We start from the raw sequence: 15,089 nt of genomic DNA, 5'->3' as shown, positions 1-15,089 counted from the left end.
CCGACGTCGGGACCGCCGAGGTGGTCGGGCGCGGCGCGGAGGTCGTCGCGGCGGCGGGCACCGGGTCCCCGGAGCCGGGCAGCAGCCACCAGCCGCCGGCGACGACGGCGAGCACGGCGACCACGACGGCCGCGGGCCACCAGCGCGGGGCCCGCGGGCGGTGACGGTGCCGTCGCGCTCCGGTCATGGCCGACCACCGTAGTCGCCGGGTGACCTGCCACGGAACGTCCGGCGGCCGGTCGGCGTTGCCGGGTGGACGTCCCCACCCGGCAGCCGGGATCCTGGGACACCCCCGCACACAACCGCAGAAGGAGCACGCCGCCGGTGAGCGACGTCTGGCTCAACATCGTCATGGTCGTCGTCTTCGTGCTGATCGGCGGTGCGTTCGCCGGCGCCGAGATCGCCCTGGTGTCGCTGCGGGAGTCGCAGGTGCGGGCGCTGGCCGAGCGGGGCAGCCGGGGGCGGGCCCTCACCAAGCTCCTGCAGGACCCCAACCGGTTCCTCGCCGCGGTGCAGGTCGGGGTCACGCTGGCCGGCTTCTTCTCCGCCGCGTTCGGTGCCAGCACCCTGTCGGCGCCGCTGAGCGACTGGCTGGCCGGGCTCGGGCTGGCCCAGGGGGTCGCCGACCCGGTCAGCTTCGTGCTGGTCACGATCGCCATCAGCTACCTGTCGCTGGTGGTCGGCGAGCTGACCCCCAAGCGGCTGGCGCTGCAGCGGGCCGAGGGCTTCTCGCTGGTCGTCGCCGGGCCGCTGAACCGGATCGCCGCGGTGTTCCGGCCGGTCATCTGGCTGCTGTCGCGCTCCACCGACCTGCTGGTGCGGCTGCTGGGCGGGGACCCCAAGCAGAGCGGGGAGTCGATCAGCCAGGAGGAGCTGCGGGACCTGGTGGCCGCCCACGAGTCGTTGTCCAGCGACGAGCGCCGGCTCATCGACGAGGTCTTCCGCGCCGGCGGCCGCGAGGTGCGCGAGGTGATGACCCCCCGCACGGAGGTCGACTTCCTGGAGGCCTCGCTGACCGCCAGCCGCGCGGCCAAGCTGATCGCCGACTCCGGCCGCTCCCGCTGGCCGGTCATCGGGCGCACCCAGGACGACGTGGTCGGCTTCGTGCACGTGCGCGACCTGCTGCTGCCCGGCCACCCGGCCGGGCGCGCGGCGACCGTGGGCGACCTGGCCCGGGAGGTCAAGCAGCTGCCCGGGACGGCGGGGGTGCTCACCGCGTTGTCGGAGATGCGCCGGGAGAGCCAGCACCTGGCGATCGTCGTCGACGAGTACGGCGGCACCGACGGCATCGTGACCCTGGAGGACCTCATCGAGGAGGTCATCGGGGAGATCTACGACGAGTACGACGAGGACGCCGTCCCCGAGACCGACGAGCCGGCGGAGGGGCCGCACGACGTCGACGGGCTGCTCAACCTGGACGACTTCGCCGAGGCCACCGGGCTCGAGCTGCCGCAGGGCCCCTACGAGACGGTGGCCGGCTGGATGCTGGCCGAGCTCGGCCGCATCCCGGCCGTGGGCGACGGCGCCGTCCACGAGGGCCGGCAGCTGACCGTGACCGAGCTCGACGGTCGCCGGATCGCCCGCATCGCGGTGTCCCCGGCGCCGCCGGCCGAGGTCAGCGCGGAGCCGGCCGGCTGAGCTCCCACGCGTCGCGCACCATCGTGGTGAGCTCGGCGTGCTGGGGAGCCCAGCCGAGGTCGGCGCGGATGCGGTCGGAGGAGGCCACCAGCTGGGCGGGGTCGCCGGCCCGGCGGGCCCCGACGACGACCGGCACGGGGTGCCCGGTGACCTCGCGGACGGCGTCGACGACCTGCTGCACGCTGAACCCGGTGCCGTTGCCCAGGTTGTAGACCCGGTGCTCGCCGGGGGCGGGCGCGGGCAGGGCGAGCAGGTGCGCATCGGCCAGGTCCAGCACGTGCACGTAGTCACGGATGCAGGTGCCGTCGGGGGTGGGGTAGTCCTCGCCGAAGACGGTGATCGCCTCGCGGGTGCCGGCGGCGACCTGCAGCGCGATCGGGACGAGGTGGGTCTCGGTGGCGTGCCGTTCGCCGCGGCCGAACCCGGCGCCGGCCACGTTGAAGTAGCGGAGGCTGACCGCGGCGAACCGGTGCGCCACCGCGTAGGAGGTCAGCATGTGGTCCACGGCCAGCTTGGAGGCGCCGTAGGTGTTGGTCGGGCGGGTGGGGGCGTCCTCGGTGATCGGCACGCTCTCGGGTTCGCCGTAGGTGGCCGCGGTGGAGGAGAACACGATGCGCCGGCAGTCGACCGCCCGCATGGCCTCCAGCAGCGCCAGCGAGCCGCCGACGTTGGTGTGCCAGTAGTCCTCGGGCTGGGTCTGGGAGACCCCGACCAGGCTCTTGGCCGCGAAGTGCAGCACCGCCTCGGGCCGGACGTCGGCCAGCACGGGTGCCGAGTCGTGCAGCGAGGCATGCACGAACGCCGCGCCCTCGGGGACGGCGTCGGCGTGGCCGGTGGACAGGTCGTCGAGCACCGTCACCTCGTGGCCCCCGGCGAGGAGGGCGGCGGTGACTACGCTGCCGATGTAGCCGGCACCACCGGCGACGAGGACTCGCATGCGTGCACCCTACGAAAGGCTCCACCATGGTCAGCCCGCGAACGGCCGTGTCGGCGCTGCCGGCCTACCGGCCCGGCCGCAACCCCGCCGACCTGGCCCGCGAGATCGGCGTCCCGAGGGCGGTGAAGCTGGCCAGCAACGAGGTCGCGTTCCCGCCGCTGCCGGCCGTGGTGGCCGCGATCAGCCAGGTCGTCGGGGAGACCAACCGCTACCCCGACAACGCCGCCGGTGTCCTCACCGGGGCGCTGGCGGAGCGCTACGGCGTGGACGCCGCCCAGGTGGCCACCGGCTGCGGCGCGGTGACGCTGCTGCAGCAGGTGGCGCAGGCGTACGTGGAGCCCGGCACGAGCCTGGCCTACGCCTGGCGGTCCTTCGAGATGTACCCGCTGCTGGCCCAGGTCGCCGGCGCGGGCTCGCAGCAGGTGCCCCTGGTGCCCGGGCGCGAGGGCGGGACGGCGGACACCCACGACCTGGACGGCCTGCTGGCCGCGGTCGAGGACAGCACCCGCGTGCTGCTGGTCTGCAACCCCAACAACCCGACCGGGACGGCGGTCCGCCGCGCGGCGCTGGAGTCCTTCCTGGACGCGGTGCCCGGCCACGTGCTGGTGGTGCTCGACGAGGCCTACCGCGAGTTCGTGACCGACCCCGACGTCCCCGACGGCGTCGAGCTCATGCGCGGGCGGCCCAACGTCGCCGTGCTGCGCACCTTCTCCAAGGCGTGGGGGCTGGCGGGGCTGCGGGTGGGCTACCTGCTGGCCGAGGACGCGGGCGTCGCCGAGGCAGTGCGCAAGACCCACGTGCCCTTCAGCGTCTCGATGGTCGCCCAGGCCGCCGCGGTCGCGGCGCTGGCCAGCGAGGACGAGGTCCGGGCCCGGGTCGCGGAGGTCACCGCCGAGCGCGAGCGGCTGACGGCGGCGCTGCGGGAGCGGGGCCAGGCGGTCGCCGACAGCCAGGCCAACTTCGTGTGGTTGCCGTTGGGGGAGCGCACCGCCGAGGTGGCCGCCGCGCTGGAGTCCCGCGCGGTGATCACCCGGCCCTTCGCCGGGGAGGGGCTGCGCGTCACCGTCGGCACGCCCGAGGAGGACGACGTCTTCCTCGCCGCGTTCGACGAGGTCGCGGCTGCTGCCCCCGCCGGTCGCTGAGCGGGTCCGCCCCGGGGCGGGTGGGACGCGTGGTTCGATGAGCGACGTGCCTGCTCCTCGCGTGCTGTCCGGCATCCAGCCGACGGCGGACTCCTTCCACCTCGGCAACCACCTCGGTGCGCTGCGGCAGTGGGTGAGCATGCAGGCCGACCACGAGGCCTTCTACTGCGTGGTGGACCTGCACGCGATCACCGTCGAGCAGGACCCGGTCGTGCTGCGCCGGCGCACGCTGGTGTCCGCGGCGCAGCTGCTGGCACTGGGCGTGGATCCCGACCGCAGCGCGCTGTTCGTGCAGAGCCACGTCCCCGAGCACGCCCAGCTGGGGTGGGTGCTGCAGTGCCTGACCGGGTTCGGCGAGGCCGGCCGGATGACCCAGTTCAAGGACAAGTCGGCCCGGCACGGGCAGGCCAGCACCAGCGTGGGCCTGTTCACCTACCCGGTGCTGCAGGCCGCGGACATCCTGCTCTACCAGGCGCAGCGGGTCCCGGTGGGGGAGGACCAGCGCCAGCACCTGGAGCTGACCCGCGACCTGGCCACCCGGTTCAACGGCCGCTACGGGGACACCTTCGTGCTGCCCGAGCCCTACATACCGCCGGGTGCGGCGAAGGTGCTGGACCTGCAGCAGCCGGACAAGAAGATGTCCAAGAGCCTGCCCGACGCCGGGTGCATCAACCTGCTCGACGACCCCAAGGTGATCGGCAAGCGGATCCGCAGCGCGGTCACCGACACCGGCCGGGAGATCGTGTTCGACCCCGAGGGCAAGCCGGGGGTGAGCAACCTGCTGACCATCCACGCCGCGTTCTCCGGGGAGACGGTGGCCCAGCTCGAGGAGCGCTTCGCCGGCCGCGGGTACGGCGACCTGAAGAAGGAGCTGGCGGAGGTCGTCGTCGACGCCCTCGCCCCGGTGCAGGCCCGCACCGCCGAGCTGGTGGCCGACACCGCCGAGCTGGAGCGGGTCCTCGCCGCCGGTGCCGCGAAGGCCCGCGAGGTGGCCGCGCCCACCCTGGCCACGGTCTACGACCGGATCGGGTTCCTCCCGGCGGCGGCGCGGTGACCTCCCGATGACCCAGCCGCCCCCGCCACCGCACCGCCGGCGGCACGACGACACGTTCGTGCCCCGCAGCGCGAACCGCGACGTGGGCGGCACCGCGGTGCTGGGGGTCGTCGTCGACGTCCCGGAGCCGTGGGCGCAGCTGCTGGTGGAGTGGCGCACCAAGTGCGGCGACCCGCAGGCCGCCGTCGTCCCGCCGCACGTCACGCTGCTGCCGCCGACCGAGGTCGCGGTCGCCGACCGCCCGTTGATCGCCGCGCACCTGGCCGGGGTCGCCCGCAGCCACCCACCCTTCGAGATCCACCTGCGCGGCACCGGCACCTTCCGGCCGGTCTCCGAGGTGGTCTTCGTGACCGTGGCGCGCGGCATCCTGGACTGCGAGCGGATCGCCACCGACGTGCGCACCGGCCCGCTGGCCCGCCCGCTGTCCTTCCCGTACCACCCGCACGTGACCGTCGCCCACGACGTCCCCACCGACGCCCTGGACATGGCCGCCGCCGAGCTCGCCGACCTGGCCGCGACCTTCCCGGTCGAGCACTTCACCGAGTTCGAGCAGCAGCCCGGCGGCGCGTGGTCGGTGGCCCGCCGCTACCCCCTCACCGGCCCCGTCCAGGGCTGAGCGAGGTCACGATCGGGTGACCGCGGGCGGCGTGCGCCGGGCCGGCCCGGCAGACTCGCCGCCGTGACGACCCCCCCGGCGCCCGCACCCGAGGGCAACGTCATCACCCGGACGGTGCAGCGGGCCACCGACCTGCTGCACCGCCAGCGCGCCCGCCGACCCTGGCTGGACCACCTCGTGCACGCCGGGGGGCACTACAACCGGGCCCAGGGCGACCTGCTCGCCTCCGGGGTCACGTACTACATCTTCCTGGCGCTGTTCCCCGTCGTGCTGCTGCTGGCCTCGGTGGTCGGGTTCGTCCTGGCCGGCGACGCCCGGTTGCAGCTGGAGCTGGTGGACGCCATCAGGGAGGCGGTCCCCGGGCAGACCGGGGCGGACCTGGCGAACTCGGTCCTCGGTGCGATCGACGCGCGCAGCGCCACCGGCCTGGTCGGTCTGGTCGGCTTCCTGCTCGTGGGGCTGGGGGCGGTGGACAAGCTGCGCGTGGGCATGGACATCGTCTGGCGGGGCGAGCCCGACCAGCCGGACTTCCTGCAGGACCGCCTCAAGGACCTGCTGGTGCTGCTCGGTCTGGCCGGGGCCGGTGCCCTCTCGATCGCCCTGACCACCGGGACCACGGCGGCGTCGTCGTTCCTGTTCGACGCGCTCGGCATCGACGAGGTCCCCGGGTTCTTCCTGCTCACCGCGGCCCTGGGCATCGGGCTGGCCCTGGTCGGGGACACCCTGGTCTTCCTGTGGGTGCTCAAGGGTGTGCCCAACACCCCGCACCGCGCCCGGGTGCTGCTGCCCGGCGCCGTGTTCGGGGCGGTCGGGTTCGAGCTGCTCAAGGTGCTGGGCGGGTACTACCTGAACCTGCTCAGCGGCAACGTCACCGTGTCCACCTTCGGCGGTTTCGTCGGGGTCATCATCTGGATCAACGTGGTGGCCCGGTTCGCCTTCTTCACGGCCTGCTGGACCGCGACCCTCCCGGCGGTCGAGCACCTGGACGCGCAGGAACCCCTCGGTCCCGCGGCGCCGACCCGGCTGCCCGACGTGGTGCTGGTCGACGAACGGGGGCCACGTCCCGGTCCGGCGCGGCTCGCGGCGGGGTTGGTGGGGGCAGGGGCGCTGATGGGTGCGGCGGCCGCAGGTCTGGTCCCGGCCGCGCTGCGGCGCTCGCACCGGCTCGGACCTCGGCGCCGACCTCGGGACGGCGGGGCGGCGGACGCCTGACCGCGCGGTCGTCGGACCAGCCACCGGCGGGCACCAGCTTCACCGCCCGGCGGCGACCCGCAGCGGTGGAAACCACGATCGCCACCGCGCCGGTGGCCAGCGCCACCGGCCACAGCACCGACTCCTGCGGCGCGGTGCTCGCCGCCGGGTCGACCGCGGGGGATGCCGCGGCCGCTGCGGCGTCGGCCGAGCTGAGCGTGCCGTCGGCGGGGGAGGGTGCGGGCAGGGTGACCGCCGCGGCCGAGGTCGCGACGTCCTCCGGGCGGACCAGGGTGCCCACGCCGCCGCCGGCCGGCGTCGCGAAGCCCCAGTCCAGCAGCCGCTGCGCCTGCTCGGTGGTCGACACCGGGTAGCGCTCGGTCTGCATCAGCGCCACCACCAGGCGGCGGCCGTCGCGCGCCGCGGCGGCCACGAAGGTGTGCCGGGCGGCGTCGGTGAACCCCGTCTTGCCGCCGAGGGTGCCCGGGTAGTCGGTGAGCAGGGTGTTCTGCGTCTGGATCTGGTAGCCGTCGCTCTTGCCGGGGACGGCGGGCATCTGCGCGGTGGTCTGCTGCAGGATCGCCGCGGTGGCCGGGGTGTCGACCAGCTGGCGCATGATCAGCGCCAGGTCGTAGGCCGAGGAGCTCTGCCCGGCGACGTCCAGGCCCGACGGCGTGCCGGCGACGGTGTCGTAGGCGCCGATCCGCTGGGCGGTGGCGTTCATCGCGGCCAGCGTGGCGTCGACCCCGCCCGCGGCGCGGGCCAGTGCGTTGGCCGCGTCGTTGCCCGACTGCATGACCAGCGCGTCGTAGAGCAGCGACACCGGGTACTGCCCGCCGGCGACCAGCCCGACCCGGCTGCCCTCGACCTGCTCGTCGTCGGTGGTGCCCTCCACGACCAGTGCGGGGTCCAGCACCGGGGCCAGGGTGAGCAGCGTCAGCGTCTTCAGCGTGCTGGCCGGGTAGTAGCGGCCGTGCGGGTCCTGCGCGCCGAGGACCTCCCCGCTGTCGAGGTCGGCGACCACCCAGCCGTGCGCGTCGATGCCCTCCGGCAGCGCGGGCGCCCCGGCGGCGAGCACCAGGCCGCGGGTGTCCAGGCCCTCGCCGCCGACGGTGCTGCCGTCGGGGGCGGAGCCCTGCGCGGGGCCGCCGTCCGGGGGAGCGGTGGGGGTGGGCGCCGCCGGGTCGACCGTCGGCCGGGCACCCGGGTCGGCGAGCGCGGCCGGCGCGGCGGCCAGCACCACGAGCCCGGCGACCAGCGCCACCGCGGCCGCACGGGAGGCGGGCAGCAGGGATCGCATGGGGGTGGACGCTAACCGGGGCGGCGACCCGGCCGGTGCGTCCGGAGCGTGTCGGGTGCCGTCACGTGACGGGTGCGACGGGTGGGTCGCCGTGTGGCCCGGGCGTTGCCGGGTCCTAACGATCGGGTCTCGGTGTCACCGCCGTCCTGCCGGGCGGGCACCGGACGCGGTTAGCGTGCCGGGATCGCCGCCGGACCCGTCGGGCCCGGGCGGCGGACCACGGAGTGCACACCCAGGGGTGCCCCGGCCCACGGGCCGGCGGCCCCCGTACGAGAGGAGACCGTCTTGCGCCGAGCGCGTGGGATGAAGCTGGCCGCCCTGGCCATCGCGGGCAGCCTGGCCCTGGCCGCCTGTGCCAGCGACGAGACCGGCAGCGGCGGCAGCGGCAGCGGCGCCAGCGGCAGCAGCGAGGACGGCCCCCGCATCGGCCTCGCCTACGACACCGGCGGCCGCGGCGACAAGTCGTTCAACGACTCGGCCTACGCCGGCGTCGAGGCCGCCATCGAGTCCAACGGCGGTTCGGTGCAGGAGCTGTCGCCCAACGCCGACGCCTCCAACCGCGCCGACCTGCTGACCCAGCTGGCCGACGACGGCTACAACCCGATCATCGCCGTCGGCTTCAACTACGCCGACGTGATCGGGGACGTCGCGTCGCAGTACCCCGACACCCAGTTCGCGATCGTGGACGGCACCGGTGTCGACGTCGGCGCCGACAACGTCACCGGTCTGCAGTTCGCCGCCAACCAGGGCTCGTTCCTCGGTGGCGTCGCGGCCGCGACGAAGTCCGAGACCGGCAACGTGGGCTTCGTGGGCGGCGTGCAGAGCCCGCTGATCGAGAGCTTCGAGGCCGGGTACGTCGCCGGCGCGAAGGCGGTCAACCCCGACATCACCGTCCAGGTGCAGTACATCTCCCCGGCCGGTGACTTCTCCGGGTTCAACGACCCGGCCCGCGGCCAGATCGTGGCCCAGGGCATGTACGACGCGGGCGCGGACATCGTCTACGCCGCCGCGGGTGGTTCGGGCATCGGCGTCTTCCAGGCCGCCGCCGCCTCGGGCAAGCGCGCCATCGGCGTCGACTCCGACCAGTACGAGACCGTCGGCGACCCGGCCCTGCAGGCCGTGATCATGACCTCGGTGCTCAAGCGGGTCGACAACGCGGTGGAGGCCTACATCGGCTCCTTCGTCGACGGCTCGGTCGAGGGCGGCCAGGACGTCGTCAACGACCTGTCCACCGAGGGCGTGGGCCTGTCCTACTCCGGCGGGTTCATCGACGACATCAAGTCGACCATCGACGACTACACCCAGCAGATCGTCGACGGCGAGATCACGGTGCCGGAGACCCCGAGCAACTAGCTCGGTACGCAACGCGGGGACGGGCGACGGGTCCGGGCGGTGACGCCCGGGCCCGTCGTCCTTCCTGTGTACGGTCCAACCGACCGCAGGTCCTGCGGCGGGCGAGTCGATCGGGAGTGGCAGTGACGGACTCAGCGCCCCTGGCGGTGGAGCTGCGGGGCATCACCAAGCGGTTCCCCGGCGTGGTGGCGAACAAGGACATCGAGCTGCGGGTCGCCCGCGGCGAGGTGCACGCGATCGTGGGGGAGAACGGCGCCGGCAAGTCGACGCTGATGAAGACCCTCTACGGCATGCACCGCCCCGACGAGGGCCAGATCCTCCTCGACGGCCGCGAGGTGGTGTTCAAGAGCCCCGCCGACGCCATCGCCGCCGGGGTGGGCATGGTGCACCAGCACTTCATGCTGGCCGACAACCTGACGGTCCTGGAGAACATCGTGCTGGGCGCGGAGAAGGCGCACGGCATCGGCGCCGCCGCCCGCCGGCGGATCGTGGAGATCTCCGACGCCTACGCCCTCGGCCTGGAGCCCGACACCCTCGTCGAGGACCTCGGCGTCGGTGACCGGCAGCGGGTCGAGATCGCCAAGGTGCTCTACCGCGGCGCCACCACGCTGATCCTGGACGAGCCGACCGCCGTGCTGGTGCCGCAGGAGGTCGACGAGCTGTTCGGCAACCTCGCCGAGCTCAAGCGCGAGGGCCTGACCGTCATCTTCATCTCGCACAAGCTGGACGAGGTGCGCAAGGTCGCCGACTCCATCACCGTCATCCGCCGCGGCACCACCGTCGGCACCGCCGACCCCCGGACGACGACCTCCAAGCAGCTGGCCGAGCTGATGGTCGGCGCCGAGCTGCCCACCCCGCAGGGCCGCGCGTCGACGGTGCGCGACACCCCGGTGCTGCAGCTGACCGGCGTCACGGTGGCCGGCCAGGGTGCGCGGCCCGCCGTGGACGACGTCACCCTGACCGTCCGCGAGGGCGAGGTCGTCGGCATCGCCGGCGTCGAGGGCAACGGCCAGGCCGAGCTGGTCGACGCGATCATGGGCCTGCGCCCGCTGGCCGCCGGCACGATCGTGCTGGCCGGCGAGGACATCACCGGCTGGACCACGCGCACCCGCCGCGAGCACGGCATCGGGTTCATCCCCGAGGACCGGCACCGGCAGGGCATGCTGCTGGACGCCCCGCTGTGGGAGAACCGGGTGCTGGGCCACCAGACCGAGGCGCCCAACGCCAAGGGCCTGTTCATCGACCGCAAGGCCGCCCGGGCCGACACCGAGCGGATCATGCGCGACTACGACGTCCGTGCTCCCGGCCCGGACACCCTGGCCGTGGCGCTGTCCGGCGGCAACCAGCAGAAGCTGATCGTCGGCCGCGAGATGAGCGCCGGCCCCAAGCTGCTCATCGCCGCCCACCCGACCCGCGGGGTGGACGTCGGCGCGCAGTCGGTGATCTGGGAGCTGCTCAAGGACGCCCGCGCGGAGGGGATGGGGATCGTGCTGATCTCGGCCGACCTGGACGAGCTGATCGGCCTGTCCGACTCGCTGCAGGTGATGCTGCGCGGCGGGGTCGTGGCCACCCTGGACCCGCGCGCGGTCACCCCCGAGGAGCTGGGCGGCTACATGACCGGCGCCGTCGCGAGCACCCGGGCGGGCGCGGCGTGACCGCCGTGCGCAAGCTCGGGGCGACCCTGCTGGCCCCGGTGCTGGCCGTCGTCATCGCGCTGGTCATCTCCGCGGTCGTGATGGTGGCCATCGGCGTCGACCCGTTCCGGGCGCTGGAGGTCATGGTCGACTTCGGCGAGACCCCGACCCAGCAGGTCACCGCGATCGTGGTCATCCTCAACCGGGCGGTGCCGCTGTTCCTCGCCGGGCTGGCCGTCGCCGTCGCCTTCCGGATGGGCCTGTTCAACATCGGCGTCGAGGGCCAGTACCGGCTGGCCACGGTGCTGGCCGCCGGCGCCGGCGCGGCGATCTCGCTGCCCGGGCCGCTGCACCTGGTCGCGATCATCGTGGTCGCGATGCTGGTGGGTGCGGTGTGGGCGGGCATCGTGGCGGTGCTCAAGGTGACCCGCGGCGTGTCCGAGGTGATCAGCTCGATCATGCTGAACTTCATCGCGTTGGGCCTGGCGTCCTTCCTGCTCACCGGCCCGCTGCGGGGCAGCGAGCCGGGTGCGTCGATCATCACCACCAAGGACATCCCGGAGTCGGGCTGGTTCCCCTCCCTCAACGGCCTGTTCGACGCCCTCGGGCTGGCCAACCCGCCGCGCCAGCTCTACGGGTTCCTGCTGGTGGCCGTCGTCGTCGGCGTGGTGGTCGCCGTGCTGGTCAAGCGCACCCGGTTCGGCTTCGACCTGCGCGCCACGGGCATGTCGGCCTCGGCCGCCTCGGCCAGCGGCGTCGACGCCAAGCGCATGGTCATCACCACGATGCTCATCTCCGGGGCGATCGCCGGGCTGATCGGCCTGCCCGACCTGCTGGGCTCCGACCACAACTACGGCACCGAGTTCACCTCGGGCCTGGGCTTCCTGGGCATCGCAGTGGCGCTGCTGGGCCGCAACAACCCCCTGGGCATCGCGCTGGCGGCGCTGCTGTTCGCCTTCCTGGACCGGGCCGCGGTGCCGCTGCAGATCGCCGGCATCCCGTCCTCGGTGGTCACGATCATCCAGGGCACGATCGTGCTCGCCGTGGTCATCGCCAACGAGGTCGCCCGGCGGGTGGCCCGCCGCCAGGCCGAGTCCGGCGGTGCGGTGGCGGCCCCGCCGGCCGGGGACGGCAGCAGCCCCGAGGCCGGCAGCGCGCCGCCCACCGGGCCCGCCCTGACCAACGCGACCGGTGCCGCCGGCCGCACCGACCCCACCGGGAGCGCCCAGTGAGCACCGCGACCGCCGAGACCCCGGCCGCGCCGTCCCGCGGCCCGGTCACCGAGCTCGTCCTGGGCGGTGGCCGCGGCCGGAGGCTGACCTGGATCCTGGTCGGCCTGCTGGTGCTGGTCTCCGCGGTCCGGGTCATCTCCGGCGAGCAGGCGCTGACGTCGTCCTCGACGATGGCGGCGACCCTGCTGCTGGCCGTGCCGCTGCTGCTGGTCGCCCTGGGCGGTCTGTTCGCCGAGCGCGCGGGCGTGGTCAACATCGGCCTGGACGGCATGATGATCCTGGGCACCTGGGGTGCCGGGTTCGCCGGCTACCAGTACGGCTGGCAGGGCGCGGTCGTCGGCGGCCTGCTCATGGGCGCGCTCGGCGGCCTGCTGCACGCGGTGGCCACGGTCACCTTCGGCGTCGACCACGTCATCTCCGGCGTGGCGATCAACATCCTCGCTGCCGGCGTCGCCCGCTTCCTCTCCGAGACCCTCTACGTGGACAACCCGGCCGGCGGCGGGGTCACGCAGTCCCCGGCGATGTCCTCGCGCCCGCCCACGTTCTCCCTGCCGGTGCTGTCCTCGGGCCCGGACCTGCTGGGCAAGGTGGAGGACCTGCACTGGTTCCTCATCAGCGACCTGGCCGGCGTGCTGCGCGGGGTCACCAGCGGCGTCGGCGTGCTCACCGTGGTCGCCGTCCTGATGGTGCCGGCGGCCTACCTGCTGCTGTGGCGCACCCCGTTCGGGCTGCGGCTGCGCTCCTGCGGGGAGAACCCGGCCGCCGCGGACTCCCTCGGTGTGCCGGTCTACCGGCTGAAGTACATCGCGGTGATCATCTCCGGCGCGCTGGCCGGCCTGGGCGGTGTGTTCCTGGTGTTCATCGCCAACATCTACCGCGAGGGCCAGACCAACGGGCGCGGCTTCATCGGCCTGGCCGCGCTGATCTTCGGCAACTGGCGGCCCGGTGGGCTGGCGGCCGGCGCCGGCCTGTTCGGCTTCGCCGACGCCCTGCAGCTGCGCAGCCGCACCGCCGTGGTCGCGCTGCTGCTGCTGGTGGCGATCCTGCTGCTGGCCGTCGCCGTCCTGCAGGCCACCCGCGGGCGGTTCGCCCAGGCCATCACCGCCGCGGCCTTCGCGGCCGCCTCGCTGGTGGGCTACCTCAGCATCCAGGAGCTGCCCGAGGGCATCGTCTCCTTCACCCCGCACATCACCACGCTGCTGGTGCTGTCCCTGGCGTCCCAACGGTTGCGGATGCCCAAGGCGGACGGCCTGGTCTACCGGAGGGGCGAGCATTGATCGACTGGGACGCGCTGCGGGCGGCTGCCCGCGAGGCGATGACGCACGCCTACGCCCCGTACTCGCACTTCCCGGTCGGCGTGGCCGGCCTGGTCGACGACGGCCGGGTGGTCACCGGCTGCAACGTGGAGAACGCCTCCTACGGCATCGGGCTGTGCGCGGAGTGCGGGATGGTCAGCGAGCTGGCCCGCACCGGCGGCGGCCGGCTGGTCGCGGTGGCCTGCGTGGGCGGTGACGGCCAGCCGCTCATGCCCTGCGGGCGCTGCCGGCAGCTGCTCTGGGAGTTCGGTGGCGCGGAGATGATGATCGAGACCGTCTCGCTGGGCATCGTCCCGATGCGCGAGGTGCTGCCCGACGCCTTCGGCCCCGACGACCTCACGGCTGCCGCCGCGCGGTCTGCCGACGACGCAGTCGAGGCGGCGAACCGATGAGCACCCACGACGCGATCGACGTCATCCGCGCCAAGCGGGACGGCGTCGAGCTGACCGGCGACCAGATCCGCTGGGTGGTCGGCGCCTACACCGCGGGCGAGGTGCCCGACGAGCAGATGAGCGCGCTGCTGATGAGCGTGTTCTTCCGCGGCATGGTGCCCGCCGAGCTGGCCGCCTGGACCCAGGCGATGATCGACTCCGGTGTCCGCAAGGACCTGTCCTCGCTGGGCCGGCCGACCGCGGACAAGCACTCCACCGGCGGTGTGGGCGACAAGGTCACCCTGCCGCTGGCCCCGCTGGTGGCCGCCTGCGGGGTCGCCGTCCCGCAGCTGTCCGGCCGCGGGCTCGGGCACACCGGCGGCACCCTGGACAAGCTGGAGGCCATCCCCGGCTGGCGGGCCTCGCTGACCGAGGACGAGTACCTCGGCCAGCTGCGCGACGTCGGCGCCGTCATCTGCGCGGCCGGGAACGACCTGGCCCCGGCGGACAAGCTGCTCTACGCCCTGCGCGACGTCACCGGGACGGTGGAGTCCATCCCGCTGATCGCCAGCTCGATCATGAGCAAGAAGATCGCCGAGGGCGCCGACGCGCTGGTGCTGGACGTCAAGACCGGGTCGGGGGCGTTCATGAAGGACGTCGAGAGCTCCCGTGAGCTGGCCCGCACGATGGTCGGCCTGGGGGAGGCCGCCGGCGTCCGCACCGTCGCGCTGGTGACCGCCATGGACCGCCCGCTGGGCCGCAGCGCAGGCAACGCCGTCGAGGTCGCCGAGTCCCTCGAGGTGCTGGCGGGCGGCGGACCGGCCGACCTGGTCGAGCTGACCCTCGCGCTGGCCCGCGAGATGCTGGCCGGCGCCGGCCGCGAGGACGTCGACCCGGCTGCCGCGCTGGCCGACGGGCGGGCGATGGACACCTGGAGGTCGATGATCCGGGCGCAGGGCGGGGACCCCGACGCGCCGCTGCCGGAGCCGGCCGAGCGGCACGTGGTCACCGCCCCGGCCACCGGCACGCTGACCCGGCTGGACGCCTTCTCCCTCGGCGTCGCGGCCTGGCGGCTGGGCGCCGGCCGGGCCCGCAAGGAGGACCCGGTGAGCGCCTCGGCCGGTGTCGTGTGGCACGCGTCGGTGGGGGAGCAGGTGACCGCCGGGCAGCCGCTGCTGGAGCTGCAGACCGACGACGCCACCCGCATCGAGCGCGCGCTGGCGGCACTGGAGGGCGCGGTCGGCGTCGACACCGAGGACACCGCGCTGCCGCTGGTGGTCGACCGCATCACCGCCTGAACCGGTC

The 15,089-nt window shown here is 74.1% G+C and carries 13 protein-coding genes and 1 pseudogene; 11 read left to right on the top strand and 3 right to left on the bottom strand.

Annotated features, from left to right (window positions below):
- Positions 1-187, bottom strand: a 187-nt coding sequence (locus tag NH342_RS03165; RefSeq protein ID WP_253011162.1) for a hypothetical protein, incomplete at its 3' end; no start/stop codon positions are given.
- 137 nt (positions 188-324) lie between these two features.
- Here NH342_RS03165 and NH342_RS03160 point away from each other — a divergent pair.
- Positions 325-1,638: a hemolysin family protein gene (locus NH342_RS03160; RefSeq protein ID WP_253011160.1), complete on the top strand. Its 1,314-nt coding sequence runs from the start codon at positions 325-327 to the stop codon at positions 1,636-1,638.
- On the opposite strand, the gene galE is transcribed toward NH342_RS03160, so the two are convergent.
- Positions 1,616-2,575: a UDP-glucose 4-epimerase GalE gene (galE, locus tag NH342_RS03155; protein ID WP_253011158.1), complete on the bottom strand. Its 960-nt coding sequence runs from the start codon at positions 2,573-2,575 to the stop codon at positions 1,616-1,618. The genes NH342_RS03160 and galE overlap by 23 nt on opposite strands.
- Before the next feature lie 26 nt (positions 2,576-2,601).
- Between galE and hisC the strand changes: the two genes are divergently transcribed.
- The 4 genes and pseudogenes from hisC to NH342_RS03135 form a co-directional block, all read left to right on the top strand.
- Positions 2,602-3,717, top strand: coding sequence for a histidinol-phosphate transaminase (gene hisC / locus NH342_RS03150; protein WP_253011156.1), 1,116 nt, complete (start codon positions 2,602-2,604; stop codon positions 3,715-3,717).
- A 37-nt stretch (positions 3,718-3,754) separates the two neighbouring features.
- The gene (gene trpS / locus NH342_RS03145; RefSeq protein ID WP_253011154.1) at positions 3,755-4,771 is read left to right on the top strand and encodes a tryptophan--tRNA ligase; all 1,017 of its coding nucleotides are present in this window, start codon (positions 3,755-3,757) and stop codon (positions 4,769-4,771) included.
- Between the two features lie 7 nt (positions 4,772-4,778).
- Positions 4,779-5,387 carry a 2'-5' RNA ligase family protein gene (locus tag NH342_RS03140; RefSeq protein WP_253011152.1) on the top strand — a complete coding sequence of 203 codons (609 nt, stop codon included), beginning with the start codon at positions 4,779-4,781 and terminating at the stop codon, positions 5,385-5,387.
- Positions 5,388-5,450: 63 nt separating this feature from the next.
- Positions 5,451-6,296, top strand: a pseudogene (locus NH342_RS03135) (YihY/virulence factor BrkB family protein); the annotation flags it as partial.
- A gap of 31 nt (positions 6,297-6,327) precedes the next feature.
- On the opposite strand, the gene NH342_RS03130 reads toward NH342_RS03135, so the two are convergent.
- Positions 6,328-7,878, bottom strand: a complete 1,551-nt coding sequence (locus NH342_RS03130) for a D-alanyl-D-alanine carboxypeptidase family protein (protein WP_253011150.1) — start codon at positions 7,876-7,878, stop codon at positions 6,328-6,330.
- 285 nt (positions 7,879-8,163) lie between these two features.
- Here NH342_RS03130 and NH342_RS03125 point away from each other — a divergent pair, with 285 nt between their 5' ends.
- The 6 genes from NH342_RS03125 (at position 8,164) to NH342_RS03100 (ending at position 15,082) form a co-directional block, all read left to right on the top strand.
- Positions 8,164-9,231 (top strand): BMP family protein, encoded by a 1,068-nt coding sequence (locus tag NH342_RS03125; RefSeq protein WP_253011148.1) that lies wholly within the window; start codon positions 8,164-8,166, stop codon positions 9,229-9,231.
- A gap of 122 nt (positions 9,232-9,353) precedes the next feature.
- The gene (locus NH342_RS03120; RefSeq protein WP_253011146.1) at positions 9,354-10,886 is read left to right on the top strand and encodes an ABC transporter ATP-binding protein; all 1,533 of its coding nucleotides are present in this window, start codon (positions 9,354-9,356) and stop codon (positions 10,884-10,886) included.
- The gene (locus NH342_RS03115) at positions 10,883-12,097 is read left to right on the top strand and encodes an ABC transporter permease (protein ID WP_253011144.1); all 1,215 of its coding nucleotides are present in this window, start codon (positions 10,883-10,885) and stop codon (positions 12,095-12,097) included. Before NH342_RS03120 ends, NH342_RS03115 begins: the two co-directional genes overlap by 4 nt.
- Entirely contained in the window at positions 12,094-13,374 is a 1,281-nt protein-coding gene (locus NH342_RS03110) for an ABC transporter permease (protein ID WP_253011142.1), read from the top strand. Before NH342_RS03115 ends, NH342_RS03110 begins: the two co-directional genes overlap by 4 nt.
- Positions 13,371-13,805, top strand: a complete 435-nt coding sequence (locus NH342_RS03105; RefSeq protein ID WP_253011140.1) for a cytidine deaminase — start codon at positions 13,371-13,373, stop codon at positions 13,803-13,805. Before NH342_RS03110 ends, NH342_RS03105 begins: the two co-directional genes overlap by 4 nt.
- Positions 13,802-15,082: a thymidine phosphorylase gene (locus NH342_RS03100; protein WP_253011138.1), complete on the top strand. Its 1,281-nt coding sequence runs from the start codon at positions 13,802-13,804 to the stop codon at positions 15,080-15,082. The genes NH342_RS03105 and NH342_RS03100 overlap by 4 nt, the downstream gene beginning before the upstream one ends.
- Positions 15,083-15,089 lie beyond the last annotated feature (7 nt).

Origin of the sequence: Klenkia sp. PcliD-1-E (genome assembly GCF_024124375.1) — a bacterium.
Classification (GTDB): Bacteria; Actinomycetota; Actinomycetes; order Mycobacteriales; family Geodermatophilaceae; genus Klenkia.
This window is presented reverse-complemented; position numbering and strand designations above follow the sequence as displayed.

Excerpts from the sequence above, each read along its gene's own strand:
- galE (WP_253011158.1), bottom strand. The coding sequence starts at position 2,575 with ATGCGAGTCCTCGTCGCCGGTGGTGCCGGCTACATCGGCAGCGTAGTC.
- hisC (WP_253011156.1), top strand. The coding sequence starts at position 2,602 with ATGGTCAGCCCGCGAACGGCCGTGTCGGCGCTGCCGGCCTACCGGCCC.
- trpS (WP_253011154.1), top strand. The coding sequence starts at position 3,755 with ATGAGCGACGTGCCTGCTCCTCGCGTGCTGTCCGGCATCCAGCCGACG.
- NH342_RS03140 (WP_253011152.1), top strand. The coding sequence starts at position 4,779 with ATGACCCAGCCGCCCCCGCCACCGCACCGCCGGCGGCACGACGACACG.
- NH342_RS03130 (WP_253011150.1), bottom strand. The coding sequence starts at position 7,878 with ATGCGATCCCTGCTGCCCGCCTCCCGTGCGGCCGCGGTGGCGCTGGTC.
- NH342_RS03100 (WP_253011138.1), top strand. The coding sequence starts at position 13,802 with ATGAGCACCCACGACGCGATCGACGTCATCCGCGCCAAGCGGGACGGC.